Raw genomic sequence first — 25,717 nt, forward strand, 5'->3', positions numbered from 1 at the left:
AAGAAACGTCTCATTTTGTTGCAAGTTTAACCAAATTAGCGAGATGAAAACAGGCAAAACCTCCAAATCTAAAACTGTAAAGAGTGACGATATGGATACAACAGATGAAGTAAAGATTAGTAAAATCATTGAGGACTTAAAAAAACAACTGCTTCATTTGGTCAAAAACAAGGGACTTCAGGATGAAGCCGTCATTGAACTGAGTCAGAAGTTGGACAAATACATCGTGCTGGCTCAACGCAACATGAAAAAGTACAGCCGTCGCTGAAAACTCCCAACCTGCTCCATCACCGGATTGAAAACAGACTGGGAGTTTTTCATCCATTCTTCTGATTAACTTATGAGTTTATATTCCATTGGCCGGGATGTTTTTTCCGTAAAAAATCTCATCCATCTCGATTGTCAAACGATTGGTTATTTCCTCCTGTTGCCGCTCGCTCAACTGCTCCTTTGTCCGTCCGAACAGGTAGTTGTTCAGGTCAAAATTTTTCAGCTTGCATTTTGTATGAAAAATATTCTCCTGGTACACGTTGACGTCGATCATGTGGTACAAGCTTTTTACTTCATCCGGTATGTAATTTTGGATCGAGCTGATGTCGTGATCAATAAACAGCTTGTGGCCGCAAATATCTCTCGTAAAGCCTCTTACGCGGTAATCAATCGTCATGATGTCCGTATCAAACGAGTGGATCAGATAGTTGAGCGCCTTCAACGGCGAGATTTCCCCACAGGTAGATACGTCAATATCGGCGCGAAATGTGCTGATCCCCTCATCCGGGTGGTACTCCGGGTACGTATGAACGGTAATATGGCTCTTGTCCAGCGACATGACGACAGATTCAGGGAGGGGGCCCGGCGATTCCTCGAATGACTCCTCAGGGACTTCTACGACAGGGCCTTCCGATACAAGAAAAGTCACACTCGCTCCCTGGGGAACATAATCCTGTTTTGCGATATTCAAAACGTGGGCCCCGATAATCTCTGCTACGTTGTTCAAAATCGTCGTTAGCCGGTCGGCATTGTACTGCTCATCGATATACGCCAGATAGGCTTCGCGCTCTTCTTTCGTTTCTGTATAGCAAATATCGTACATGTTGAAGCTCAACGACTTGGTGAGATTGTTGAAGCCATGCAAAGTAACGCGCTGCTCAGGTGTCAGATTCATGTTTTTGCTCCTTTGACTGATCTGATGGCTGCGGTTGATATTCCGTCCAGATTGTGGCCATTGCTGTCTGCCGAAAAAACACATTATTTGGTAGGATACCCCGCCTTACCATGAAAATACCACGATCAGCATGTATGGAGAAAAACCGTACCGGTCTGGTGTCTTTAATGCCTGCTTTATCGGAATCTCCTGCGCCTGACAAGAAACGCCGTAAATGTCATCAGGGAAGGGACAGCCAAAGCAAAGCACAGTGTCGCCAGAACGAGAAACACATTTGACAACAGTGTAATCCCCTGCGCTTCGACAATCTGACGGTAGATCAGGTGGAAAACGATACTGAAAATGACGAAAACCGCAGCGAGCATCCTCCAGACACCGATTACCCGATTGTACTTTTCATACATCGTGTTTTTATCCGAGTAAATCGGCACTGTTCCGGGAGGCGCTGAAAAGATATGAAGTTTCCCTTGCGTGCAAACGTGGGACCAGCCGCCCGCTTCGAACATCTCAAAGTACTCGTTCTGTTCTGACGGCTTGAGTTCATGGACGTCCAGGCTGTATTGCAGTTTTTGCGCTTCACCCTTCCGGAGCCTGTACCCCAAGAAGGCAAATGATTCAAGCAGCCACCCCTGCTCAGCCATTTCGCCAAGCTTTTTCATTTCCTTTTCCTCGGCAAATGCGAGGCCCATCGAACTCATGTAGCGCGTTTTGCCTGTCCTATTCATGATTGATCCCCTCCGTCGCTGATTTCCATGCTGCTTTCCCGTGATCCACCATCCTGGAACGCCGGTTGATCTCGCCTTCGATGATGGTCCTTCCCTTTTCTGTGGCAGTGTAGGTTTTTCGCCGTTCGTCCTCGCCTTCGCCGAGAACGATGTAGCCTGCTTCCTGCATTTTTTTTATCAGCGTATACAGGGTCGCCGGTCCGATCGTAACCTCTCCCTCTGTCAGCTCCTCCACGTATTTCATAATGCCGTAACCATGCCTGGGAGTGAGCAGGGACAACAGGATATAGTAAGCAGAGTCGGTAAGCTGCTCTGTGGCAAACGTATTATTCCGGGACAAGAAAGCACCTCCTATCGTATATCCATTTTCAATGCATCCATTCAGGATATATCCATTAACGATATAGTAAACCACCGTTTTTTCTTTGTCAATGGACGCCTTGCCAATCGAGTAGGAGGGGGCGACTAACCCCCGTCCTCTCACACCACCGTACGTACCGTTCGGTATACGGCGGTTCACCAAGCTTGACGAATTTGAGAATATCGTTGCACTAAGCTTTTCAGCCCTTGTTGTTGCCAGTAGGCAATGCCGAGGGCTTTGTGTATATGCGGAGATTTTGTGGTACGCCATGCACCCTTGCGGGTATTTGCAATTTCAATGGCTTTTACGTGAGATATGCCAAGAGAACGAAGTTCTCGATATCTGGTTCTCACGCGTTTCCACTGCATCCACAAACAAAGACGGAGCCTGCGCCTTGTCCATTCCTCAATGGATTGTAGAATGCCCTTCGCGTCTGCAAGGGCGAAATATCCAATCCAGCCCATGAGGTACTGATTTATTCTTTCAATCCGCTTCTCCATCGAGATGCTCCACACCGGATTCGTGATCGTGCGGATTTTCTCTTTTAGCTTGAGGAGGGATTTGGGGTGGATGCGAATCCTTGTCTGTTTTGCAAAGGTAAAACTAAAGCCCAAGAATTTTCGTTTCCATGGTCGGTCTATCGCGCTTTTCTCCTCATTTACTTTTAGCCTTAGTACCTTCTCCAAGTGGTTTTGAATACTCTTCTTTACTCGTTCCCCTGCCCGTTTTGTTTTCACGTAGATATTACAATCGTCTGCGTAGCGGCAGAAACGGTGGCCTCTCTTTTCGAGTTCCTTGTCCAAATCATCAAGTAGGATATTTGCCAAAAGTGGGCTTAACGGCCCACCTTGCGGTGTTCCTTCACTTGATGTTGTACAGACGCCATTTATCATGATCCCCGCATTCAAGTAGGAACGAATCAGTCTTAAAATTCTCTTGTCCTGAACTTTTCGAGCCACACGGCTCATTAGAATATCATGATTTACGCGATCAAAGAATTTCTCTAGATCGATGTCCACCACGAAACGATATCCTTCGGAGATATACGCTTGCGCTTTCCTTACTGCCATGTGAGCGCTACGTTTTGGACGGAACCCATAGCTAGATTCCGAGAAGGTGGGGTCGAAGATCGGCGTTAACACTTGGAGGATGGCCTGCTGAATAAAGCGGTCTACCACGGTGGGAATGCCTAATAACCTTACACCACCGTCAGGTTTCGGGATTTCGACTCTGCGAACAGGTGAAGGTCTATAGGTTCCCCTTTCCATCTTCTCGCGGATGGCTTGCCAGTGTTCACGTAGATAATCGCGTAGTTGTTCGGTTGAAACACCATCGACTCCACCGACACCTTTGTTTTCCTCCACTCGTTGGAGTGCCATCCGTAAGTTTTCCCGTGATAAGACTTTTTCCAGCAAATCCATAATGATGTTCCTTCCTTCGCACATGCGGACTCCGTGCTTGCTGTACGATACTCAGCCCTCTTTTGTACCCTCGGGGCTTCACCCCTGCTCTTCAAAAGTAGTTCCTTGACAGAATTCTGCTTCGACGTACCGTATCAAAAGACATGGATCGCATGCTGACTTGATGTTCGGCCCTTCCCCATTCAAGCGTCCTCTACTCGGGTACTATGGCCTCTGCTGACTTCTGCATGTTCAGCGTCTCCTTACGGAGACGGTTACCAACAGTTGAAGGCGTTTCATGCAGACCTCCCCAGGTAAGAACGATAACTTTCATCCCATGTACCTGCCCAAGTTTACTACTGTATCCCTTGGCTGTATGGGGCTTTGTCTTGTTTGGCAGACTCGCCCGGATACAACAGCCTCAAATTGGGTTCGTGTACCTCAGGTCGGGATTTTGCCGCCGGCTTCCTTCAGATTCGACCTCGCGGTCGACACCCTTGCCTTGAGCTAACGGTTGGTACAGCCAACCCCCGTTCGGGACTTTCACCCTATAGCTATCGCCCATGCTGGGCGCACAAAAAAGAAGACACCGGCTCCCGCTCCGGTGTCTGGTCCATACCGTATTCATGAAATATCCGCTTTGGCCGGTTATTTAAACCAGCCCTTCTCCTTGAAATGCATAATCGCTTCGATCCGGTTGCTGACCCCCAGCTTATCCAGGATGACGGAGATGTAATTGCGGACCGTCCCGGTTGTCAGGTACAACTGGCTCGCGATTTGCTTCGTATTTTTGCCGTCGGCGATCAGCAGCAGGACTTCCTTTTCACGCTCGGTCAACGGATTTTCCTGACCGTACGCCTCATCCATCAGCTCCGGCGCGTAGATGCGTCTGCCCGCCATGATGCTGCGGATCGAGCTGGCCAGCTCCTCGCTGGGACTGTCTTTCAGCAGATAGCCGTCCGCTCCCGCTTTTAATGCACGCTCAAAATATCCGGCTCTGGCAAACGTGGTGAGGATCATGACCTTGCAGCCGGATGTCTTCAGCTCCTCCGCCGCATCCAGCCCGCTCTTCACCGGCATCTCAATATCCATGATGCAAATATCCGGCTGATGCTGATGGACGAGCTTCACAGCGTCCTCGCCATTGCTGGCTCTGCCAACGACCTTCATATCCTCTTCCAAATCGAGCAGGGACGCAAGAGCACCCAACAGCATCCGCTGGTCCTCGGCAATGACGATCCGAATCATATCCCCGCCTCCTTTTCCGGTTGTTTGAAGACGTTTGGCACACGCAGGACGATCGTCGTCCCGCCGTCTGAAACAATTTCCATGCTCCCGTTTACGAATTCGAGCCGCTCCCGCATGCCCCGCAGACCGTTTCCGCGGTAGCAAGCCGACTCGTCGGCGATGCCGATCCCGTCGTCCTTCACTTTGACCACCAGATCGGTCCGCGATGGCTCGATTACGACCGAACAGGCTGACGCACTGCTGTGCTTTACCACATTCGTCGCTGCCTCCTTTATGCACATCGAGAGCACCGTCTCGGTCATCAGGGAGGTTTTCGTCAAGTTGGGGTCGCCCTCTAGCTGAAAATCAATTTGGGCCGCTTCGAGAATCTGCTTGATGCGAAACATCTCTTCCTCAAGCCGCGTACCGCGCATCTGGGTTACCATTTCCCTGACTTCCTTCAATGCGATCCGCGCCGTCTGGCGAACTTCATTGATTTCAACTTTCGCCCGGTCCGGGTCCTTGCTGATCAGCTTGCCCGCCAGATCGCATTTCAACCCGATCAAAGAGAGCTTCTGTCCAAGCGTATCGTGCAGATCGCGTGCGATCCTCTGGCGTTCCTCCAGCTTGACCAGCTCCGATATCCGCTTATTGGCGTCCTCCAGCTGTCCCTCCAGCTTTTCCCGCTTGTTCCGGTTGTAGGTGGTGACGGGAAGGAGGATCACGGCGATCATGCTGACAAGCACAAACGGCAACTGGTTGATCATCTGCGCGTTTTTCATGATAAACCCGAGATTGATCGTGACCACGGTACTGACGAGATGAATCGAGTACAGCGTATAAAAACCGACCTTGTTCTGAATATTCCCGATAAAAAACGCCAGGAACAGCGAGAAATATACATAGCCGAACAGCAGCGTCATCGTGATGGAAATGATGATTTGCACACTCGTCCAGAAGTAGATCAGCCATCCCTTGGAGAGAAACGAAAACACGTAGCAGACAAAGAACACGAGAATCATCACAATTCCGCTCACAACCTCAAGTGTAGAGGAGGAGCGGAAGATGAAATAGAACGGAAGGATATAAAAGACGACCCACACATAAGGGCTAAGACCGGTGTTTTTGTGAAGAATTTGATACCACTTCTGCATGATCGCCCACCTTTTCCACTACACTGTCTACATTAAGTGTATATGAAGAGAAAGGTTTTCGCAGGTTTATTTTCCTTCCAGACTGGGACTTCTTCTTGGCAACGGCTCTGGAGCAGATCCTGTTTTATCCAGCAAGTCCTTGATCTCCTTAAAGCTGACAAACGCCTTGTTGCGCTCATCCCACAGCCGGAACTGAAGCGATTTCAAGCTGGTGGCAAGTGTAATCGTTGTGGCCTTTTGCAGCGGAGGCGTGGCATTATGCGCCTTCTCCAGATTGTAGTTCGGAACTTTCGGACTTAAATGATGGACGTGGTGAAACCCGATGTTTCCCGTGATCCATTGCAATGGCTTGGGCAGCTTGTAATAGGAGCTCCCCTCCACGGCCGCTTTCACGTAGCTCCACTCTTCCTCGTTTTCAAAGTAGGAATCCTCGAATTGATGCTGCACGTAAAACAGCCAGATGCCGAGCAGGCCGGAGATGAAGAAGATCGGGCCTTGGATGAACAGAAACGCTTGCCAGCCCACCGCCCAAATCATCAGTGCATACAGCGCGATGATGGCAACATTGGTCAAATACGTGTTCATCCGTTCCTTGGCTCTCGCTCCTTTGCGGTTAAAACGGTACTGGAGCACGAAGACGTAGATCGGACCGAGCCCAAACATGACAAACGGATTGCGGTAGATCCGATAAGCGATCCGGAGCCACAGCGGGGACGACAGGTATTCTTCGACGGTGAGAATCCAGATGTCGCCGACACCCCGTTTGTCGAGGTTGCTGCTCGTCGCATGGTGGATCGAATGACTATGCTTCCACTGCTCATACGGACAGAGCGTGATCACACCTGTAATGGTGCCAAGTATATCGTTCGCCAGGCGATTCTTGAAGAACGACTGGTGACAACAGTCATGAAAGATAATGAACGTCCGAATCACAAATCCGGCAGCGATAATCAAAAGAGGAAGCGTCAGCCAATACGAAACGGCCAGGCTTTGATACGCTGCGAACCATAACAACAAAAAAGGAACCAGGGTGTTGAAAAGCTGTCTGATACTCGACTTCGTATCGTTCTTCTCATAGGGGGCGACATTCTTTTTCAGAGTAGCTATGTTGGATTCGTGCATTGCGTATTGCCTCCTCGATTTGACGCTTAGAAAACGTTCAGGAACGTAGGGCGCAAATTTTTCTTACTTTCATTATAGAAAGCGCATCCTGTTCACTGTAGTCATAAACGTCAACTTGAGGATATGACATTTGTCATGGTTTTTCAGATTTTATTTCCTGTTGTGGAATTAATTGCTGGTTTGCGGTTTTGAGCAGAGCCGTTCCTTTTTATTTTTGAGCGAGAAAGCATGCATGACGAAGAGACGCTTGTCTATTTCAGCCTTGTCTGTTCAATGGAGAAGGTATCTGCGCCATGGCTGACGGCGAAAGTCTGCAAAGCGTTCAATACCTGTTTTTTCAGTGGTCCGGTGAATTTTACATGAGGTTCGATTTGCAGCAATTGAACCGTCAAATGGCGGCTTTTTTTATCCAGCCGGGGGTCCATGCGGCCGATCAGCCTGTCCCCCGCCAGTATCGGCATCGCGTAATAACCGTACTTTCGCTTTGCGGCCGGCGTATAAATTTCCCAGCGGTACTCAAATGCAAACAGGTCTTCCAACCGCTTGCGGCTCCATAACAAATTGTCCAACGGCGGCAGGAAGTAAACGGAAATGTCTTTGTCGTCATCGGCAATCCCGTCCTGCTCTGCTTCGATGTGAGAACAGAGGCGGCCGCTGTCAGAAGCGAGGATAAAATACGGCTTGGCAAGTCCCTCCACCTCTACTCGCACCACTTCACCCGCTTGAATTCGCCGATCAATCGCCTCCCGCCGTTCTCCCGCACTCAGCCGCTGCCAGCCCAGCCGCGGATCGCTCGGTTCGAATACCCGGTACGCCCGGAAATACTTGTCCAGGAGCGCGCTTAGGGCCTCTCCTTTTTCCATCTTCCGGCCCTGAAGCTCGCCAGGAACGATCCGGCTGGACAGATCAAACAGGCGCTGGTTCCCTTCTCTCCCCACGACCGCTATATGCGCCGCATCCAAAAGCAGATTCAGGACATGGGACGTCGCCTTTGTTTTGGCGCTCACATTGTCCCAATAGCCATGAACTCGCTGATCGGATTCAAATGCTTTGGACGGCAGCGGGCCTTCCTCGCCCAGCTTTTGCAGGACGCCGTCCGCAATCGCTTTGAACTGGTCGAGCTGAGGCTGCACGCGCTCGCGCAGCCGCTGGCGAGTCGGTTCAAAGATCGGGTAATCCTCCATCGGAATGATGCAGGCGGCATTCGCCAGGTACTCGAAAAAAGCTCCGGCCCGAAGCAGCTCATCCAGGACCTCTGGTTGGTAGCCGGGAATCCGCGCTGCCAAGACCAGATGTTGATTGGGGCGGACGGCATTCACCGGATCGATCTGCACGCATTCGAGCCGCCGGATTGCGTCTCGCACGCGGTCTTGCAGGACTTGTGCCGAGTCAAATGAGGTGCCCTTCTCCGCTTCCGGGCTGCCGAGCAGCATTTGCGTCTCCAGCAGAAAACGCCGGACCGCTCGTTTGGTTGATTTGATCGTTTTCATTAAAGGAACCTCCGAGGCTGGTCATTTCGTTATCCTAGCTCTTTTACCTTCGGGTTTGACAGCTTCTTTTTCGCCGCCACTTCATCCAAAAATTGCGTAAAGGTTGAATGACCACTGTATGTTAAAAATAACCATTCCAAAGCTCGGGTCATGGCTATATAAAGCAGCGAAACCTCTCGTTCTTCTATTTCTTCCAGCGGGAATGGCATATTTTCGACTGCCACGATAAAAACCGCTCGGAAATCGAGACCTTTTGCACTATCTATGGTAGATATTTTCACTTTGTTTTCTTCACGCGAGAAATTTCTTTTCGTTTCGGCGTTTTCTGTAACCCATGTGTACGGCAGCCCGTGTTGTTCCAGACTGTTTTTGATCTCATCAATATAGGAGACTCGATGGGTATTTTTCACTCGGTATAATATGGCAATTTCACTATACGGTATATTTTTCTCTCGTGTTAGAAAGTTAATGGACTTGGAAACAAAGTTCATCTCTTCTTGAATGTTTTGAAATCGTTGAATGAACGGTTCTGGACCTTTCCTTTTGGTTGACTGCGGAGGAATGATCTCCACACCTTCTGTCGTCCCGCTTTTTACTTTGTTCTGCAGATGGGAGTGTGCCTGAAAAAAGTTCCAAGCAAATTGCACGATTTGAGCCGTATTTCGATAATTAATCGTCAGTATTTTTGACCGCCCACGAAAATCAAGGCCAACATCTTGAGCCAAACTCGTTTTTCTCCTGAAAATAGATTGGGCGCGATCCTCTACCAGCAACAAAGACTGCGTGGTCGGGTTCAAACATTGGCACAACAATTTCAGCCAATCAGGCTCAAAATCTTGCCCCTCGTCGATTAATATTGCGTCGTACATCGGAAGGACCGCTTCTTTACGCTGCGCCTTTTCCAAAAGGATGGGAATATCAGTGTCGCTCATCTTCAGATGCTGGGTGAGCCATTCATGAAAATTGTAAACCTCTATATTGGCAGCGGAAGGAGTTCCTGGGGCATTCATCATCTCATACAGATCTTCCGGTTCATTCAGCATTTTTTCAATCATTTGCTTTAAACTTTTTGACAATGTAATCCCGTAGCAGAGAACGAGAATTCGCCAATCAGGATGTGCTTTCGCAAGCAGCCTGGCTCGACTAGCCAAGACAAGTGTCTTGCCGCTGCCAGCGACCCCGCGGATTAAACGATGCTTATCTCCCAACTGCTTTGCTAGGTTCTCTTGATGCAAATCCATTGTTTTGATATTGTGCAGAGATAAAAGCAGTTGGTCCTGATGGCGAACCGGTGATGTAAACTCGGCACCAATTCGAACCTCGGGAAACAGGTGGAAACGAATTGCCTGAATGTCTTCATTGGTCAATATATATCTCTTCGTGTTGCGAACAGTGAACATCCCGCGTATTTTCTCCAATAGTATTTCAGGAGAAAATCCGTCCTCATCAGGGTCAACCTCGTCTTGGCAAAGAACAAACTGTGGTTCAATCACATGATAAAGATTATGCTTCAAAAAATACTCCTGTTTTAAGCGGGTAAAAACCGTACCATAGCCGTAGGAAAATTTTAAATATGAGCTGTTGTCCTGTAGCAAATTCCGATCTTTTTTCAAGTGATCAGTAAGCAAACGGGCATTGTCCCTCGCTTGCTTTAAGGGACTTTTCGTTGTGACCATCCCACCGCCCTCTTTGTGCAGTATCCAGTCATCGTGATTTATTTGATAGATGGTGTTGCTCTTGTAATCTTTCACTTCTAAAACTACAAGACCAAGGTCAGGCCCTATTATGACAAAATCCGGCCTTCTTCCCCGTATCTCCGGTTCGTAGTAAACGATATAATCACTTGGTAAATGGTTTTTCAGGCACTCAAATAACATTCTCTCTCCAGCCGTCGCTCCCCTTGGGATTGTTTCCGGTACCATATAAGCCACGATCTGTCTCTCCTAGTACATTATTCCTAATTTCATTTTATTATAGTATAAATGACAGCAAAGAAGCAGACGAAAATACAGATGAGCCGGAACGGGCCACTGGCTAGTCGCAGAAAAAAACAAAAAACACGAGCCCGCCCAAACCAGCGCAAACTCGTGTCCATTCCGCTTCGCCGCAGCAGGCAAAGCGCTTACTCTTTCACCACAAAATCAATACCGCCCAGTCCGTCCCAGTGTGCGGATACGACGTTACCTGCAAACAGCTGATGTGCGCCTGTAATGCCGCCGGATAAAATGACCTGCCCCGCCCGGAGCTTCTCCCCTTTTCTTGCCAGCATATTGGCCAGCATCGCGACAGAGTGGGCCGGGTGCCCAAGTACAGCGGCTCCCGCCCCCAAGTCCTTCATCTGTCCATTAATCGAGAGAGTCACTCCGACGAGGTCCAGCTCCAGTTCGTCCGGCCTTTTCAGGCGGGAGCCAAAAAAGACCCGGGATGACGACGTGTTGTCAGCGATGACATCGGGAAGCGTGAACTCGAAGTTTTTGTACCGGCTGTCGATGATCTCCAGCGCCGGCAGCACATACTCCGTCGCGGCCAGCACCTGCGCTCCGGTGACGCCCGGTCCCGCGATGTCTTTGCCCAGAACAAACGCGATTTCCGCCTCCACCTTTGGATGAATCAGCTCGCCCAATGGGAGAATGCCGTTGTCGATCGCCATATAATCGAAAATGACGCCGCAGATCGGCTCATGCACGTTCATCTGCTTCATTTTGGCCTGGCTGGTCAGGCCCATTTTCAGCGCCAGTACACTGTGTCCCTGCTCGTTCTTGAGCTTGATCAGCTCTTCCTGAATCAGGTAGCCGTCCTCAACGGACAGCTCGGGATACTCTGCCGTCAATTTCACGATCTCCTGCTTGCCAAGCTCGGCGTCGACCAGCTTTTGCGCGAGCGCTCTGCATACTTGTTCCGCGAGCATGCCGCTTCCCTCCTATCTGCTTTCAACCGCTGCCTGTCGCTTCGCGATCTCGGCGGCGACATCGATGATCATGTCTTCCTGCCCGCCGACAGCCTTTCGCGCTCCAAGCTCGATCAAAATGTCGCGGGAATCGATCCCGAAGCGCTTTGCCGCCCGTTCCGCATGCAGGCGGAAGCTGGAGTAGACGCCGGCATAGCCGAGCACGAGCGAGTTTCTCGTAATCTCCTGGGGCACCTGGATCAGAGGCGCCACGATGTCTTCCGCCAGGTCCATCATTTTGTACAGATCGATTCCGGTATGGATGCCCATCCGCTCCATCACGGCAACGAACACCTCTGTCTGCGTGTTGCCTGCCCCGGCCCCAAGGCAGCGGACACTGCCGTCGATGCGGGTAGCGCCTTCCTTGATCGCGGCCAGCGTATTGGCCATCGCCAGAGACAGGTTGTTGTGCGCGTGAAAGCCGACCGGGACTTCCAGGCTTTCCTTGAGCGCCCGGACTCGCTCCGCGACCTGGTCGGGGAGCAGCGCTCCTGCGGAATCGACGATATAGACGACATCTGCTCCGTAGCTTTCCATCAATTTTGCCTGCTCCGCCAGCTTGGCGGGCGGGGCCATATGGGCCATCATCAGAAAGCCGACCGTTAAAAGCCCCAGCTCCTTGGAACGGGCGATGTGCTGTGCCGAAATGTCCGCTTCGGTGGAATGGGTGGCAATCCGTGCCATGCCTACACCAAGCTTGGCGGCGGCATTCAAATCCTTGATCGTGCCGATCCCCGGCAGCAGCAAAACGCCGATGGTCGCCTGCTTGCAGACGGAGACGGCCGCTTCGATCAATTCCATCTCATTTGTACGCGACAAGCCGTATTGCAGAGAAGAACCGGCCAGCCCGTCTCCGTGAGAGACCTCGATAAAGGGCACGTTTGCTTCGTCGAGCGCACGAGCCACACGGACGACCTGCTCGACGGTAAACTGGTGGTTGATCGCGTGACTTCCGTCGCGAAGCGCTACTTCGGTGACGAGAATCTCCCGTTTATCAGTCATTTCTCTTCCCTCCCTTTCAGACAGACGCCGCCCCGACGTGAGGCTTGGCGAATTCCTCCGCCACTTTGACCGCAGTCGCAGTCATGATGTCCAGATTCCCTGCGTATTTGGGCAGGTAATCTCCCGCGCCTTCCAGCTCCAGTACCACCGTTATGCGGTTGCCGTCAAACAGCGGCTCTGTACGGAGGCGATAGCCGGGCACGTATGACTGAATAAAGGCAACGGTCTGCTCGATGGAAGCGGTTATTGCCTGTTCGTCCACCTCGCCCTCCACCAGCGCGTACACCGTGTCCCGCATCATGATCGGCGGCTCGGCCGGATTGAGAATGATGATCGCCTTGCCCTGCTTGGCCCCGCCAATCACTTCCAGACCGCGGGCGGTCGTTTCGGTAAATTCGTCGATATTGGCACGGGTGCCCGGACCTGCGCTTTTGCTGGAGATGGCTGCGACGATCTCCGCATAGCTGACAGGGCAAACCCGGTGGATCGCATGGACGATCGGGATCGTGGCCTGCCCGCCGCAGGTGATCAGATTGATATTGCATTCATGCAGATGTTCTCCCAGATTGACGCTTGGAACGACATACGGGCCGACTGCTGCCGGAGTCAGGTCGATGGCAAGCTTTCCGGCCTCCTTGAGCGCCTTGGCGTGACGGATATGCGCTTTCGCCGAAGTCGCGTCAAAAACGATGTCGGCAAGCTCCGGGGCATTGTCCAAAAACTGCTTCAGCCCTCCGTCAAACACCTCGCACCCCGCTTTTTTCGCGCGCAACAGTCCGTCTGAGTCGGGATCGATCCCGATCATCGCCGTAACCTCCAAATATTTGGAACGCTCCAGCTTCATCAGCAAATCCGTGCCGATGTTCCCCGATCCGAGGATCGCAACCTTTTTCCTGGACATGGCTCTCCCTCCCTTGACACTTAGCTTGTAAACCGGACACCGACTTCGCCCAGATGGGCAATCCTGGCGCGGAACGAATCGCCCGGCTCCGCCGCGATGGCCGCAGACAAAGCACCGGATAGAATCACTTCCCCCGCTTTGAGCGGAATATCGAATTCGGCCAGTTTGTTGGCGAGCCAGGCGACGCATACAGCCGGATTGCCCAATGCCGCCGCGCCCACACCCGTATTCATAACCTCGCCGTTTTTGTACAGCACCATGCCGGCCATGACGAGGTCGATCTGGTCTGGCTTCACCGGACGCCCGCCCAATACGTAGAAGCCGGAGGACGCATTGTCCGCAACGGTGTCCTCCAGCTTGATCTTCCAGTCGGCGATGCGGCTGTCCACGACTTCGAGTGCTGGGACCACATATTCGGTCGCCAGCATGACATCGAGAGCCGTCACGCGCGGGCCTTTCAAGTCGCGCTTCAGAAAGAAGGCGATTTCCGCCTCTACCTTCGGCTGCAGCACTTTTTTGCAGGAGATGTGACCGTGATTTTCCACAGCCATGCTGTCAAGCAGATGACCGTAGTCCGGCTGGTCTACCCCGAGCAGGGTTTGCATCGCCAGCGAGGTTAGACCGATTTTTTTACCCGTAATCACATCGCCCGCATTCACTTTCCGCCCGACGGTCAAAAGCTGCACGCGATACGCGTCTTCGACCGAAATCTCCGGCTCTATTTTCGTAATCGGCTCGACAGCCAGGCCGCTTCTCTCCGCCTCCGCCAGATGGTCGGCGAGCCGCTTGATTTTTTCCTCGTCCATTGCCGTATCCCTCCCGCACGTTGTTTCCGACCGCTATCTTTTCATCGTGATCGTCTTGGCTTCCGTATAAAATTCGAAGCTGTGCCGTCCGCCTTCCCGGCCGATTCCGCTCGCTTTTGCTCCACCAAAAGGCGTTCGCAAATCGCGCACATACCAGCAGTTGATCCACAGCAGCCCGGACTGCACCTGATCCGCCACGCGGTGAGCGCGTCTGAGGTCGTTCGTCCAGACGACGCCGGCCAGCCCGTAGATGGAGTCATTGGCGATCTGGATGGCTTCTTCTTCTGTTTCAAACGGAATGATGACGATGACCGGACCGAAAATCTCCTCTTGGGCTACCCTCATTTTGTTGTCCACATCGTAGAGCACGGTCGGCTCGTAAAAATTGCCGTCCCCCAGACTGGTGATGCGCTTGCCGCCAAAAGCGAGCTTGGCTCCCTCTGACAGTCCGATCCGGACGTATTCATCCACCGTGGCCAGGTGGCTGCGGGAGACAAGCGCCCCCATGTCGGTATCCGGGTCGAGCGGATTGCCAACCTTGATTTTTTTCACCGCCTGCACAAATTTGTCCAGGAATTGATCGTAGATGCTCTTTTGGACCAAGAGGCGCGATCCGGCCAGGCAAATTTCGCCCTGGTTGCGGAAAATCGCCTCGATCGACCCTTTCACCGCCTCATCCAGATCTGCGTCCGCAAAGACGATGTTGGCTGATTTTCCGCCCAATTCGAGCGAAACGGGAATGAGCTGGCTAGCAGCGTTCCGCATTACGGTTTTGCCTGTCGTGGTCTCCCCGACGAACGATATCCGGCGGACATGCGGGTGTGTGGTCATCGCGGTGCCGACTGTTCCGCCCGGCCCCGTCAGGATGTTCAAAACGCCCGGCGGCAAGCCTGCCTCGTTGGCGATTTCGCCCATCATGACCGCGCTCAGCGGCGTATAGGAGGCGGGCTTGACGATGACCGTATTGCCCGCCGCCAGTGCAGCCGACGCTTTCCACGTCATCTGCATAAACGGCAGATTCCACGGAATGATCAGGCTGGTCACGCCTGCGGGAGCGTATTTGGCGTAGGACATGAAGCCGTTCATTTCGTAATGTTCATGTACGAGATACTTGGCCATTTCGGCGAAAAAGCGCAAATTCCAGGCGGCTCTGGGGATGTCAAAGCCGCGGCTCTCCTTGATCGGCTTGCCGACGTCAAGCGTCTCCACCAGCGCCAATTCCTCCACCCGCTCCATGACGAGATCGGACATTTTGCAGAGAATCTTCGCTCTTTCTTCGACGGGCATCCTGCTCCAGACGCCGCTTTCAAACGTGCGCTGGGCTACCTCGATCGCCTTTCTCACATCCTCTTCGCCCGCATTTGCCACCGAGGCCAGCTTGAGATTGGTCGCGGGATCGAGCGTGTCAAATGTCTCCCCGGAGATCGCGTCCACGTATGCTCCGTCGATAAACAGCTTTGCGTCCTTCAACTTTCGCTGATTTGCCTGTGTAGTCTGACTCATGTGAAAGCCTCCTACTCTTCGATTTCCAGAATCATTTCGACTTCCACCGCATTATTGTGCGGAAGCTGGGCCATCCCGACGGCGGAACGCCCGTGCCTCCCCTTCTCCCCGAAAATCTGCACCAGCAGATCGGACGCTCCGTTCATGACCTTGGGCTGATCCGTAAAATCGGGGGCGCTGTTGACAAACCCGAGGATTTTCACCACCCGCTTTACGCGGCTCAGCTCGCCGATCTCCGCCTTGACGACAGCCAGCAGGTTGAGCATGCATTGCCTGGCTGCCATGTAGCCTGTTTCCACCGACACATCATCGCCGAGCTTGCCGCGGTATTCATCTGTCCCTTGTCCGGCGGTAAACAACAGGCTGCCTGCGCGGACACAGCCTACGTAGTTTCCTGCTGCCTGCCGTGGGGCCGGAAGCGATAGCCCCAATTCCTGCAATCTTTGTTCCGGTGTAGCCGCATGTGTAGTCATCTCCCTCTCACCTGCCCTCGCTCATATTCAGGAAGCGCAGCGCGTTTTCGCCCAGCATCGCCCGCTTCTGCTCCTCGGTGAGCGAAAGCGCATTGTCTATGACCTCGCCCGGAGGAATTTCCCGCAGCAAGAACGGGTAGTCCGACCCCATCAAAATGCGGTCGGCGCCAAAGCGGTCCACCATGTATTGAATGTTCAGCGGATCGTAGTTCAGCGAATCGAAATAAAAGCTCTTGGCGTAGTGGCTTGGCGGCTGCTCGGTCAGCCTCAGATGCGGCCATACCTTCCAGCCCTGGTCCAGGCGGGGAAGAATGTAAGGAAATGACCCTCCGCCGTGGGCAAAGCAAATCTTCAGCCGAGGGAATTTTTCCATCACGCCGCCGAGAATCAGGCTGGCAGCAGCCAAGGCCGTCTCGCTCGGCATCCCCACCGTATACATCAGGTTGTGCCGCGGCATCCGCTCTCGGCCGAGTGTCTCCCACGGGTGGACAAACAGCGGCACCTCCCACTTCTCGCACATTTCAAAGAAGGGAATCAGAGACGGATCGTCCAGGTTGTTGCCATTCACATTCGTACCGATCTCGATCCCCTTGAGGCCGAGCTCATGCATGCAGCGGTCCATTTCACGAATCGCAATCTCCGCATTTTGCAGGGGCACGGTCCCAAGCCCGAGAAAGCGCTCGGGATGCTGCCTGACCGTGTCCGCGATAAAATCGTTTTGGATGCGGGCCATCAGCTCCGCTTCTTCAGCAGGGGCCCAGTAGGAGAACGTGACCGGAATCGGCGAGATGACCTGCATGTCGACCTTTTCCCGCTCCATGTCAGAAATCCGCTTGGCAGGGTCCCACACCTGATCGGTCACTTCCCGGAACACTTTGCCCGCGACCATGATGTTGGCGCCGCACGCGCAGGTCCGCTGCAGGACGGGCCAGCGCTCGCCTTGAAATTTCTCAGCCAGATTGGGGAGGTCTTCCGGAATGATGTGCGTGTGGAAGTCTACTCGCATTTCCACTCACTCGCTTCCGGAGGCATGACGTGCCCGCAATTTTTGCATGTCCGCAGCTCCAGATTGCTGTTGAAGCCGTGAATCGCTTCTTTCACCTGAACCTCGATATTGGTCAGCTGCACGGTGGCGCGATGCATTTCGCTGTCGCACTCGTCGCAGAACCAGACGAAGTCCTCCAGCTCTCCTTCCGCCCGGTTTCGCTCGATGACCAGCCCGATCGTATCGGCTACCCGGTGCGGCGAATGCGGAACGTTGGGAGGAAGCAGGAGCATCTCTCCCTCCTTGACCGTAATTACTTCGCGTTTTCCCTCGTAGTTGATGATCTCCACATAGCAGTCGCCCTTGATCTGATAGAAAATCTCCTCCGAGGGGTCCACGTGGAAGTCGCGCCGTTTGTTGGGGCCGCCGAGCAGCATGACCATCAGCTCGGCGTCTTTCCAGATCACCTTGTTGTTGACCGGCGGCTTGAGCTGGTCTTTGTTCTCCTCAATGAACTTCGCCAAATTTATCGGTGCCAGGATGCTCATGCAAATCACTCCCGTTCGCTTTTGATGGTTGCTTTTCAGCGGATTACCGCTGCGCTGACAGATCGGCCGCGCCCTTCAGCGCTTTTTGCAGCAGTACGACTTCTTTTGCCAGATGGCTGATGCGGCTCAGAACATCCTCGTCCACAATCTCGTTTTGCTGATTGAAATGGTCCGGGTGGGCGTAGACGAAGCCCGGGGCCACATAGGCCCGGAAATATCCTGCGATAGGCTTCAGTTGGTTCTCCACCACCAGGTAATGCTGGTACGTCCCGCCATTGGCGACAAATCCCATCACCTTGTTGCGCAGCGCCTGCGGCGGAATGTGGTCAAACAAGTTTTTCAGGGCGCCGGTCAGCGACCCTTGGAAAATCGGCGTTCCAATGATGTAGCAATCAGCCGACGTTACGAGATCAATTACCTTTTTCGTGTCATCGGGATAGGTGGACGGATCTCGCCCATCACACAGCGACATTTTGAAGTCCCTCAGGTCCAGCAGCTCTGTCTCAAGCTCAGGGGCTTCCTTTTTCACTTCTTCCAAGATTTTATGCACGAGGATGCTCGTCTTTGCTCCGATAATGGTTCCGGATATACCCAGCACTTTCACCGGAAACCCTCCCTTCAGGCAGATTCTTTCGGTAGACTTACACTACGTTTGCGGCTTTTGCGGCTTTTGCGGCTTTTGCGGCTTTTGCGGCTTTTGCGGCTTTTGCCGCTTTTACCGCTTTCGCCGCTTAGTCAGCTCCGCTTGCCCGCTTGACCGGAAGCACCGACTCCGCTGTCTTTTTCCCCTCAAACACACTGAGAGCGTCATCCACAAGGGAAAAAGAACGTTCGCGTTTGTAGTTGTTGTAGAAAATCGCCCTTTTTCGGATCGGGTCGCCCGTGTAATAGCGCTCGTACTGGAGCAGCCGCTGCCCGAACGCTTCGCCGCACAAATCCCAGGCCAGCTTGAACAGTCGGACGCGCTCCGATCCGGAGATGCCCGCCCGTCCGGCGTAGTACTTCTCCATGTCCTCGGCCAGTTCCGGGTGAACCATATCGGCATCCGTCGGAGACATGAGCAATCCGCCTGCGCCGATGATTTGCAGCACTTCGATCGCCCGCGGGTACATTTTCGGGAGCAGTCCGCGAATCGTCTCGAGCGGCACCCAGCCTGGCATCATTTCACCCGAAGGCAGCACATCGCACTCCCGCTCGGCTGTCCGCAGCAGCGCCCGGATGCACTCGACGGACTGAATCAGCTCTCCCAGGTCATTTTGGACGTTCAGATACACGTCTACCCCGATGGAGTCAGCCAGGCGGACCGCCACCTCCGTGGCAAACTGCAGCTTGATCAGCCCTCTCACTCCGGTCTGGTGCGCCGGCTGCTGGGCGATTCCCGTTTTCGGATAGAGCCCGTTCGCCGCTTCCACGTTGTTGTACAAAAAGACGCGATCCCATGGAACCAGCACATCGTGGAAGACGAGCACCGCATCGCTTTCCTCGAACCGCGACGCCAGCGGATGATCGTAGACGGAGCGCTTTCCGTCCTGCATCGGCTCGCGGCACAGGATGCGCAGTCCCGGCGTATCGATCGGGATGGCAAACACAAGCGCGTAACGCTCGTCGCCAGGCTTGAAGCCGGGGAACGAGTAGATGATCACTTCATCCGTGATCGGCGCCAGCGTGGCCAGCATTTTCGCCCCTCTGACGATCAGCCCTTCCGGTGTCTCTCTGACTGCACCCAAATGCGTAAACATGTCCTGCTGTTCATGCGAGGTCTTGCTCCGGTCATTTTGCGGGTTGATGATCGCATGTGTAAGGAACAGGTCATTGTCGCGAATGTACCGGTAGTAGCTCTTTACATTTTCCGCCCATTGTGGGTTGTACTTTTCCAGAAACGAAGCATTGCTGTACAAGGAAGTCAGAACGATATTGAGAAAATCCGGCGTTCTCCCCATCAGGCCGAACGTTGCCTTGGCGTACGCCTCATACAGATTTCTCCTTGCTTCCAGATCCTCCGCGCTTTTTACCGGGAGGAAGGCGTTGTTTACTCTCTCACCGGTTTCCTCGCAAATGTGCGTGATCTTGTCCTGATACTCCGGGTCATGCTGCATGTCGTACAGCTTGGCGATTTCGAGTATAGGCTGCTTGAAAACCGCCTCATCGTACACACTTGTCACTCTGCGCCCCTGCAGCCAAATCTCCGGCTGCCGGGATTGCAAACCTTTGATGTATTCAGCACCTGAACGAATTCCCATAAACAATCCTCCCCTGGCAATGTTGTTTTTTCACCTTGAAACGGATTATAATATCCAATTTTTTCGAAAATTGTAGCGCATTTAACGTTTTTCACCGTTTTTTGGCGGGCAGATGAAAATCTTGGCATCAGCCTGACAAAGGGGGGGTTATTGGGACAAGCCCAATATTTTCGGCACGAACAGGACGGCATCTTCCCAATAGGTGATCACAAACAAAATGGCAATCGCCATCACCAAAAACGGCATTGTCGCTTTTACAAGCCGCTCAAATTTGACCTCCGCAATGGAGGAGACGATAAAGAGTCCCGTACCCACCGGCGGTGTCAACAGACCGATCGTCAGGTTGATGCAGATGATCACGCCAAAATGGATCGGATCGATCTGAAATGCAGTGACGAGCGGCATCAGCACCGGCACCAAAATAATCAGCGCGGCAATGCCGTCCAGGATCATCCCGAGCAAGAGCAGCAGCAGATTGACCAGCAGCAGAAACACAAACGGACTGTCGGACACGGAAAGCATCGTACCCGCGATCAATTGAGGGATTTGCTCAAAAGCGATCATCCAGCCAAAAATGTTGGCCATCGCGATCAAAAAGGTGACCGTAGCCGTGCTGATGACGGTATTGATCAAAATTTGCGGCAGCTTTTTTACGTGCAGCTCCTTGTACAAAAACGTGCCGACAAGGAATGCGACGACACAGGCAATCGCCGCCGATTCAGTCGCCGTGAACGCCCCGCTCAAAATCCCGAAGATGATGATAAAGGGCACCAGCAGCGCTGGCAAAACTTGAACCGTACTTCTCAGCATCTCTTTTCCCGACGCGCGTTTGCTCTTCGGAAAATTGTTCTTATACCCCAAATAGGCGATCAGAGCCGTGAAGCCGATCCCGTAAATAATGCCGGGAACAATCCCCGCCATAAACAGCCCGCCAATCGAGGTCCCTGACAGCGTCCCGTAAATAATAAAGATCATGCTCGGCGGGATAATCGGCGCGACGATGGACGACGCCAGCGTCAAGGCCGAGGAGAATTCCCGGTCATAGCCCTCCTTTTCCATTTCCGGAACCATCACCTTGCTCATCATCGCAGCCTGCGCATTGGCCGATCCGAGAATCGAAGCCAGAAACATGTTCGACACAACTGTCACATAAGCCAGCCCGCCGCGAACATGCCCCACGAACACCTTGGCGAACTGGACCAGCCTGGTCGTGATGCCGCCTCCGTTCATCAGCTCCCCGGCAAGCATAAACAGCGGGATCGCCAGCAAGCCGAAATTCTCCAGACCGGAGTAAAGCCGCATCGGTGTAGATGTGAGCAGTGTTGTGTTCCCCATGAGTAAGAAATAGACGATCGTGATCATGCCCAGGACAAGGGAAATCGGGATGCCCATCAATAAAAAGAGCAGAAACAGCAGGATTACCAATGTGGTCAACGGAATTCCTCCTCTCGGATCAGCTCGATCAGATTGGACAACAGATGGATGGCGGCAAACGTCAAGCCGACCGGCACCGCGCTGAACGGAATCCACATCGGGAGGAGGATGGCTGTCGACTTTTGAAAAGCAACGCCTGGCGACAGCACCCATGTATAGCTGTAATAGAGCATCACCGCGAGAAATACGAGCATCAGAATATGCCCGGCGATGCCTGCCATTTTCTTTACCTTCGCCGTCGCGTACTCAAGGACAATGGTAACGGCGGCCTGAGACTTGTACTTCAGTCCCAGGCTGCCGCCGATAAAACTGCTCCAGATCAATAAAAAGATCGACACCTCCCCCGCCCATGACAGGGGGGCATTCAGCACGTAGCGAAACACGACTGCGAGTGCAACAATGACAGCCATCGCAAACATGAGGACAATGGCTAAATACTTTTCCACCGTAGAAATGAGGTCGCTCAATGCTTTCATGGTCTGTTCCCCTTTGGCTGCCTATTTGCGGAATGTATCGATAAACTCTTGGATGAGCGGGTTGGTCGGTCCGTATTTTTGGTCAAACTCCTTCATGATGGGACCAAACAGAGCCGGATCGATCTCATAGATTTTCATTCCTTTGTCACTGAGCGTTTTTTTGAACTCTTCTTCCTGCCCCGCTCTGGTCGTTGCGGAAAAATCAGCCGCCGCGGCAATGGCGTCGCGAACAATCTGCTTGTCCTCATCCGGCATCTTGTCGAACGTCCCTTTGCTGACCATCGCGACCGCAGGCCACACCATATGATTGGTCACAGCCCCGTACTTCACGACTTCGTAGTATTTGTTGGTGATGGTCGCATCGAGGTCCATATCCATTCCGTCGATCACGCCGGTTTGAACGGCCGAATACACCTCGGGCAGCGGCAGTCCTTCCGTCGATGCGCCTGCAAACTTGTAAAAATCCTGCAGCGGAGGGCTCGGGGTGACCCGCAGCTTCAGTCCCGCCATGTCTTCCGGCTTCAGTACCTCTTTGTCTTTAAACAGCATCACGCGCTGCCCGGCGAATAAATAATCAAGGCCCACCAATCCCTGCTGCTCCAGTGTCGCGAGAATTTTTTTGGCTACGTCCGTATGCCTGGCTTCATTTGCCGCCTTCAGATCAGGAAATGCATAAGGCGTAAACCAGGCAGAAAATGAAGGAGACCTGGAGCTGAGATAGGCCGCTGTAATCAAGCCGAAATCGACCGAACCGGCACCGATTTGCTGAACCATGTCAGCTTCCGTTCCCAACTGGCTGGACGGATATATCTCCAGCTTCATCCGGCCTCCGGAACGCTTGTCCAACTCTTCTTTAAACTTTTCCGCCGCCAAATGCCATGTGTGTGTAGGCGGCGTAATATGGGCCAGCTTGAAGTTGTAGCTCGGCTTGGAGTCGCCGCCTGCTGCCGCAGGCTGATTGGAAGTACCGCTTGGCGCCGCATTTCCGCCGCAGCCTGCAGTCATGACAATCATCAGACAAGCCGTCAAAAGGGATGCCCCCCATTTTTTTACCTTTTTCATTGACTACCCCTCCATTTTTTCATGTACGAACCCATTCATGAATCATTGAACAAGCTGCTTTCGTCTAACCTGCCGGATCGTTTCGCCGGATAGTTCCCTTACCCCCTATTCAATATCGGAATGTTTCGATAATTTTGTGCCCGCTTTCCGTTTCAGGCAAAAAGGACGGTGCTATGATTTTACTAAATGGGAAGCTGGAGTATTGTAAAGCGCTTAACGTTTCAACCACATTTTTTGACAAAAAACGGCTTGATATCGCATCTGAATGTAAACCATTTAACATGATTTCTGTTTTTTTGTTTTGTCCATGCTCCATAGATTGAAAATACTATTTTTCTTCATCTATAATATTCGTGGAAGGTTCTGAAAATTTAGAATTGGTGTGGCAAAACGATACGGAAAACGTTTTTGGTGAAGGGGTTTGAAGGCAATGAGCCTGTTGGAAAATGTCGTCCGCGTTTCTTCTCTCATGCATAAAATGGTCTTATGCTTTGAAGAAGACTTTACGCTGGGAGTAACGGATCGGGAAAAATTTATAACCTATATTCCTGGAAAAACCCTGCAGTTTGGCTTGTCTCCTCACGCTCCGATCAAGGAGGGCAGTCTTGCCAAGCACATCCTGGAGCAAGGGATGCCCGTCAGCAAAGTCATGGATTCCTCCGTATACGGGATTGCCTATCTGGCCGGCGGACTTCCCATCAAGGAAAATGGAATCATTGCCGGTGTCCTTGTCTTTGGAGTCGGCCTGGATCGACAAAATACGCTGACACAGATCGCCGGGCATTTGTCGTCGATCGTGGAAGAGGTTTCTGCACAATCCATCGAAATGCAGAAAGGCTCTGAAGTCTTATCCTTGCAGAGCGAAAAACTGCATACCGTCACGACCGGGATGCTGGAGCAGTTGAAAACGACTTTTACCGTATTGAAATCGATCTCGCAGATTGCCAAGCAGTCCGAAATTCTCAGCCTGAATGCCTCGATTGAGGCCGCACGGGCTGGCGAACACGGCAGAGGCTTCAACATCGTCGCCGGAGAAATGCGCCGTTTGGCAACGATGTCCGGAGATTTTGCCAAAGAGATTTCTCAGAACCTCTCTTCACTCCAAGCAGAAATGGCCTCGATCTCGGAAATGGTCCTGGACTCGAAGAATCTGACCCAGGGACAGACAGAAGGCATAAGAGAGCTGGCTTCGGCCATACAGGAAGTAAACCAGGAAGCCACCCTGCTCCAGCAGATGTCAAAAATTCACTCAAGCTCCCCGACCGGGTAGTCGAAACCGCCAACCGAGCCCGTTTTTCGAGCATCCACAATTCCAATTGTAAGGAGTGTTCGATATGGTATCTCCGTTTGAAACCGATGTGAAATGGGAATCGTTCCTGAAGTACGGGACCCGGCAATTTTGTAAAGGAAAAACGATCATATACAAGCAAGGCACGATGGGAGAAGGTTTTTACTACCTCCATAAAGGTCTCGTAAAAATCATTTCCACAACGGCAAAAGGGAATGACCGTCTGTTAAACATCGTCGTTCCCGGCCAGATCATGGGCGTCCAATCCATGGATCGTCATACGCACTTCACCACAGCCGTTGCCGTAAAGAACTCGGTCGTCTACCACTTCTCCTGTGCCCAATTTCAAGAAATGCTCAAGGCTCAACCTGAATTGCTCTCGCTGTTCACACAAACTGTCAGCCAGAAACTGCGTATTCTCCTTTTTGCCATCAACATGAAAGCGCTTACTTCGGAAGAACAGATCGCCTCCCTTCTTTTGAATCTTTGCGACGATTTTAAGAACTACGAGGTTCCACTCACCCAGCAAGACCTGGCCGACTGTGCCGGTCTGACGCGGATCACCGTCTACAAGATTCTGAAGCAGTGGAAAGAAAGCGGAATTATCGAGATCAAAAACCGGACCTTTGTCATCCAGAAACCGGAATTGCTCCGCTATCCGTATCGATACACCCAGACGGCGTTGACTGTCTAGCTTCCGCTGTCCAAGGCAGATCACGAGAAAAGGAGATCGCCATGACCAATCTGCGCTACAAATGGGCCCCGTTTTTGATGTATGGCCAAAAGCTGGAGTATAAAAAGAACGCCACCGTCTATCGCCAGGGCGAACAGGGAAACGGTTTTTACTACCTGGATCGCGGCGGTTTAAAAATCATCCTCTTATCCGCGAACGGACACGAGCGCACCATCGACTACGTGCCAACCGGCGGATTGTCTGGCGAGCACGGGGCCTTTAAAGGGCCCTACGTGACTTCCGCCATCACCACCTCCCCTTCCGTTTTGTACTTCTTCTCCGATGAAGCGCTGTCCAATATATGCAAAGATCACCCCCAGGCCGCCGTCCTTTTTACCAATTCGCAAATATACAAGGTTCGGCTGCTGGCTGAAATCATCGCATTCCAGGACTGTCCGGTCGAACAGCAGATGGCCCATTATTTGATCAGACTATACACCGTTCATGAAAATGAAAACGTCCCGATCGATCAAACGTCATTTGCCCGCTACATCGACACCTCCCGCATTACCGTAAACAAGATTTTGCAAAAATGGCGGCAGCAAGGGCTGATCGAGCTTTCCAACCGCGGTGCGATTCGCATTGCAGATGTCGAAAAGATCAGGGAAATTGCTTATAAAACCGGGGAGTTGGAGGGAATGAGCCTTTGGCAGTAGGCCGCTTCCCTCCATAAAA

The 25,717-nt window shown here is 52.4% G+C and carries 26 protein-coding genes; 4 read left to right on the forward strand and 22 right to left on the reverse strand.

The window, feature by feature from the left end:
- Positions 1-91 precede the first annotated feature (91 nt).
- Entirely contained in the window at positions 92-268 is a 177-nt protein-coding gene (locus V5G20_RS23715) for an aspartyl-phosphate phosphatase Spo0E family protein (RefSeq protein ID WP_122957607.1), read from the forward strand.
- 78 nt (positions 269-346) lie between these two features.
- Here V5G20_RS23715 and speD read toward each other — a convergent pair whose 3' ends face one another.
- From speD to V5G20_RS23825, 22 genes are all read right to left on the reverse strand, one after another.
- On the reverse strand, positions 347-1,165 hold the full coding sequence (gene speD / locus V5G20_RS23720) for an adenosylmethionine decarboxylase (RefSeq protein WP_024984257.1): 819 nt from the start codon (positions 1,163-1,165) through the stop codon (positions 347-349).
- Between the two features lie 176 nt (positions 1,166-1,341).
- Positions 1,342-1,890, reverse strand: coding sequence for a DUF2812 domain-containing protein (locus tag V5G20_RS23725; protein ID WP_003389305.1), 549 nt, complete (start codon positions 1,888-1,890; stop codon positions 1,342-1,344).
- A complete protein-coding gene (locus tag V5G20_RS23730) occupies positions 1,883-2,230 on the reverse strand; it encodes a PadR family transcriptional regulator (RefSeq protein ID WP_024984255.1) in 348 nt (115 codons plus the stop codon). Before V5G20_RS23730 ends, V5G20_RS23725 begins: the two co-directional genes overlap by 8 nt.
- A gap of 176 nt (positions 2,231-2,406) precedes the next feature.
- Entirely contained in the window at positions 2,407-3,672 is a 1,266-nt protein-coding gene (gene ltrA / locus V5G20_RS23735) for a group II intron reverse transcriptase/maturase (RefSeq protein WP_024985202.1), read from the reverse strand.
- Positions 3,673-4,299: 627 nt separating this feature from the next.
- Positions 4,300-4,899, reverse strand: coding sequence for a response regulator transcription factor (locus V5G20_RS23740; RefSeq protein ID WP_003389308.1), 600 nt, complete (start codon positions 4,897-4,899; stop codon positions 4,300-4,302).
- On the reverse strand, positions 4,896-6,032 hold the full coding sequence (locus tag V5G20_RS23745; RefSeq protein ID WP_024984254.1) for a sensor histidine kinase: 1,137 nt from the start codon (positions 6,030-6,032) through the stop codon (positions 4,896-4,898). The genes V5G20_RS23740 and V5G20_RS23745 overlap by 4 nt, the downstream gene beginning before the upstream one ends.
- A gap of 66 nt (positions 6,033-6,098) precedes the next feature.
- Complete coding sequence (locus V5G20_RS23750; protein WP_338462474.1) at positions 6,099-7,154, reverse strand: fatty acid desaturase; 1,056 nt, start codon at positions 7,152-7,154, stop codon at positions 6,099-6,101.
- Between the two features lie 251 nt (positions 7,155-7,405).
- Entirely contained in the window at positions 7,406-8,644 is a 1,239-nt protein-coding gene (locus tag V5G20_RS23755) for a winged helix-turn-helix domain-containing protein (protein WP_338462476.1), read from the reverse strand.
- A gap of 29 nt (positions 8,645-8,673) precedes the next feature.
- Complete coding sequence (locus V5G20_RS23760) at positions 8,674-10,575, reverse strand: DEAD/DEAH box helicase (protein ID WP_227277695.1); 1,902 nt, start codon at positions 10,573-10,575, stop codon at positions 8,674-8,676.
- Positions 10,576-10,766: 191 nt separating this feature from the next.
- Positions 10,767-11,552, reverse strand: a complete 786-nt coding sequence (locus tag V5G20_RS23765) for a 2-keto-4-pentenoate hydratase (protein ID WP_122957602.1) — start codon at positions 11,550-11,552, stop codon at positions 10,767-10,769.
- 12 nt (positions 11,553-11,564) lie between these two features.
- Entirely contained in the window at positions 11,565-12,593 is a 1,029-nt protein-coding gene (gene dmpG / locus V5G20_RS23770; RefSeq protein WP_003389314.1) for a 4-hydroxy-2-oxovalerate aldolase, read from the reverse strand.
- Positions 12,594-12,609: 16 nt separating this feature from the next.
- A complete protein-coding gene (locus tag V5G20_RS23775; RefSeq protein ID WP_338462480.1) occupies positions 12,610-13,494 on the reverse strand; it encodes an acetaldehyde dehydrogenase (acetylating) in 885 nt (294 codons plus the stop codon).
- A gap of 20 nt (positions 13,495-13,514) precedes the next feature.
- Complete coding sequence (locus V5G20_RS23780; protein ID WP_003389316.1) at positions 13,515-14,300, reverse strand: 2-keto-4-pentenoate hydratase; 786 nt, start codon at positions 14,298-14,300, stop codon at positions 13,515-13,517.
- A gap of 33 nt (positions 14,301-14,333) precedes the next feature.
- Complete coding sequence (locus V5G20_RS23785; RefSeq protein ID WP_003389317.1) at positions 14,334-15,803, reverse strand: aldehyde dehydrogenase; 1,470 nt, start codon at positions 15,801-15,803, stop codon at positions 14,334-14,336.
- A gap of 11 nt (positions 15,804-15,814) precedes the next feature.
- Complete coding sequence (locus V5G20_RS23790; RefSeq protein WP_031932080.1) at positions 15,815-16,276, reverse strand: RidA family protein; 462 nt, start codon at positions 16,274-16,276, stop codon at positions 15,815-15,817.
- A gap of 7 nt (positions 16,277-16,283) precedes the next feature.
- Entirely contained in the window at positions 16,284-17,282 is a 999-nt protein-coding gene (locus V5G20_RS23795; RefSeq protein ID WP_031932079.1) for an amidohydrolase family protein, read from the reverse strand.
- A complete protein-coding gene (locus tag V5G20_RS23800) occupies positions 17,273-17,809 on the reverse strand; it encodes a 3-hydroxyanthranilate 3,4-dioxygenase (protein ID WP_243014518.1) in 537 nt (178 codons plus the stop codon). The genes V5G20_RS23795 and V5G20_RS23800 overlap by 10 nt, the downstream gene beginning before the upstream one ends.
- 43 nt (positions 17,810-17,852) lie before the next feature.
- Positions 17,853-18,413: an NAD(P)H-dependent oxidoreductase gene (locus V5G20_RS23805; protein WP_338462484.1), complete on the reverse strand. Its 561-nt coding sequence runs from the start codon at positions 18,411-18,413 to the stop codon at positions 17,853-17,855.
- A 127-nt stretch (positions 18,414-18,540) separates the two neighbouring features.
- Positions 18,541-20,049 carry a 4-hydroxyphenylacetate 3-hydroxylase family protein gene (locus V5G20_RS23810; RefSeq protein WP_338462486.1) on the reverse strand — a complete coding sequence of 503 codons (1,509 nt, stop codon included), beginning with the start codon at positions 20,047-20,049 and terminating at the stop codon, positions 18,541-18,543.
- A 147-nt stretch (positions 20,050-20,196) separates the two neighbouring features.
- A complete protein-coding gene (locus tag V5G20_RS23815) occupies positions 20,197-21,483 on the reverse strand; it encodes a TRAP transporter large permease (RefSeq protein WP_003389324.1) in 1,287 nt (428 codons plus the stop codon).
- Positions 21,480-21,959: a TRAP transporter small permease gene (locus V5G20_RS23820; protein WP_338462488.1), complete on the reverse strand. Its 480-nt coding sequence runs from the start codon at positions 21,957-21,959 to the stop codon at positions 21,480-21,482. The genes V5G20_RS23815 and V5G20_RS23820 overlap by 4 nt, the downstream gene beginning before the upstream one ends.
- Before the next feature lie 21 nt (positions 21,960-21,980).
- On the reverse strand, positions 21,981-23,021 hold the full coding sequence (locus V5G20_RS23825; protein WP_003389326.1) for a TRAP transporter substrate-binding protein: 1,041 nt from the start codon (positions 23,019-23,021) through the stop codon (positions 21,981-21,983).
- 430 nt (positions 23,022-23,451) lie between these two features.
- Between V5G20_RS23825 and V5G20_RS23830 the strand changes: the two genes are divergently transcribed.
- From V5G20_RS23830 to V5G20_RS23840, 3 genes are all read left to right on the forward strand, one after another.
- On the forward strand, positions 23,452-24,291 hold the full coding sequence (locus V5G20_RS23830) for a methyl-accepting chemotaxis protein (RefSeq protein ID WP_338462491.1): 840 nt from the start codon (positions 23,452-23,454) through the stop codon (positions 24,289-24,291).
- Between the two features lie 64 nt (positions 24,292-24,355).
- Complete coding sequence (locus V5G20_RS23835; RefSeq protein ID WP_003389328.1) at positions 24,356-25,003, forward strand: Crp/Fnr family transcriptional regulator; 648 nt, start codon at positions 24,356-24,358, stop codon at positions 25,001-25,003.
- A gap of 41 nt (positions 25,004-25,044) precedes the next feature.
- The gene (locus V5G20_RS23840; RefSeq protein WP_003389329.1) at positions 25,045-25,698 is read left to right on the forward strand and encodes a Crp/Fnr family transcriptional regulator; all 654 of its coding nucleotides are present in this window, start codon (positions 25,045-25,047) and stop codon (positions 25,696-25,698) included.
- The last annotated feature ends 19 nt before the right edge of the window (positions 25,699-25,717 follow it).

Origin of the sequence: Brevibacillus borstelensis, assembly GCF_036700025.1 — a bacterium.
Taxonomy (GTDB): Bacteria; Bacillota; Bacilli; order Brevibacillales; family Brevibacillaceae; genus Brevibacillus; species Brevibacillus borstelensis.

Bases quoted from the DNA above. Each gene is read 5' to 3' on its own strand.
- V5G20_RS23825 (WP_003389326.1), bottom strand. From the start codon at position 23,021: ATGAAAAAGGTAAAAAAATGGGGGGCATCCCTTTTGACGGCTTGTCTG.
- V5G20_RS23840 (WP_003389329.1), top strand. From the start codon at position 25,045: ATGACCAATCTGCGCTACAAATGGGCCCCGTTTTTGATGTATGGCCAA.
- V5G20_RS23715 (WP_122957607.1), top strand. From the start codon at position 92: ATGGATACAACAGATGAAGTAAAGATTAGTAAAATCATTGAGGACTTA.
- V5G20_RS23745 (WP_024984254.1), bottom strand. From the start codon at position 6,032: ATGCAGAAGTGGTATCAAATTCTTCACAAAAACACCGGTCTTAGCCCT.
- V5G20_RS23780 (WP_003389316.1), bottom strand. From the start codon at position 14,300: ATGGACGAGGAAAAAATCAAGCGGCTCGCCGACCATCTGGCGGAGGCG.
- V5G20_RS23775 (WP_338462480.1), bottom strand. From the start codon at position 13,494: ATGTCCAGGAAAAAGGTTGCGATCCTCGGATCGGGGAACATCGGCACG.
- ltrA (WP_024985202.1), bottom strand. From the start codon at position 3,672: ATGGATTTGCTGGAAAAAGTCTTATCACGGGAAAACTTACGGATGGCA.
- V5G20_RS23790 (WP_031932080.1), bottom strand. From the start codon at position 16,276: ATGACTACACATGCGGCTACACCGGAACAAAGATTGCAGGAATTGGGG.
- V5G20_RS23800 (WP_243014518.1), bottom strand. From the start codon at position 17,809: ATGAGCATCCTGGCACCGATAAATTTGGCGAAGTTCATTGAGGAGAAC.
- V5G20_RS23725 (WP_003389305.1), bottom strand. From the start codon at position 1,890: ATGAATAGGACAGGCAAAACGCGCTACATGAGTTCGATGGGCCTCGCA.
- V5G20_RS23820 (WP_338462488.1), bottom strand. From the start codon at position 21,959: ATGAAAGCATTGAGCGACCTCATTTCTACGGTGGAAAAGTATTTAGCC.
- speD (WP_024984257.1), bottom strand. From the start codon at position 1,165: ATGAATCTGACACCTGAGCAGCGCGTTACTTTGCATGGCTTCAACAAT.
- V5G20_RS23785 (WP_003389317.1), bottom strand. From the start codon at position 15,803: ATGAGTCAGACTACACAGGCAAATCAGCGAAAGTTGAAGGACGCAAAG.
- V5G20_RS23795 (WP_031932079.1), bottom strand. From the start codon at position 17,282: ATGCGAGTAGACTTCCACACGCACATCATTCCGGAAGACCTCCCCAAT.
- V5G20_RS23765 (WP_122957602.1), bottom strand. From the start codon at position 11,552: ATGCTCGCGGAACAAGTATGCAGAGCGCTCGCGCAAAAGCTGGTCGAC.
- V5G20_RS23835 (WP_003389328.1), top strand. From the start codon at position 24,356: ATGGTATCTCCGTTTGAAACCGATGTGAAATGGGAATCGTTCCTGAAG.
- V5G20_RS23830 (WP_338462491.1), top strand. From the start codon at position 23,452: ATGAGCCTGTTGGAAAATGTCGTCCGCGTTTCTTCTCTCATGCATAAA.
- V5G20_RS23740 (WP_003389308.1), bottom strand. From the start codon at position 4,899: ATGATTCGGATCGTCATTGCCGAGGACCAGCGGATGCTGTTGGGTGCT.
- V5G20_RS23755 (WP_338462476.1), bottom strand. From the start codon at position 8,644: ATGAAAACGATCAAATCAACCAAACGAGCGGTCCGGCGTTTTCTGCTG.
- V5G20_RS23750 (WP_338462474.1), bottom strand. From the start codon at position 7,154: ATGCACGAATCCAACATAGCTACTCTGAAAAAGAATGTCGCCCCCTAT.
- dmpG (WP_003389314.1), bottom strand. From the start codon at position 12,593: ATGACTGATAAACGGGAGATTCTCGTCACCGAAGTAGCGCTTCGCGAC.
- V5G20_RS23810 (WP_338462486.1), bottom strand. From the start codon at position 20,049: ATGGGAATTCGTTCAGGTGCTGAATACATCAAAGGTTTGCAATCCCGG.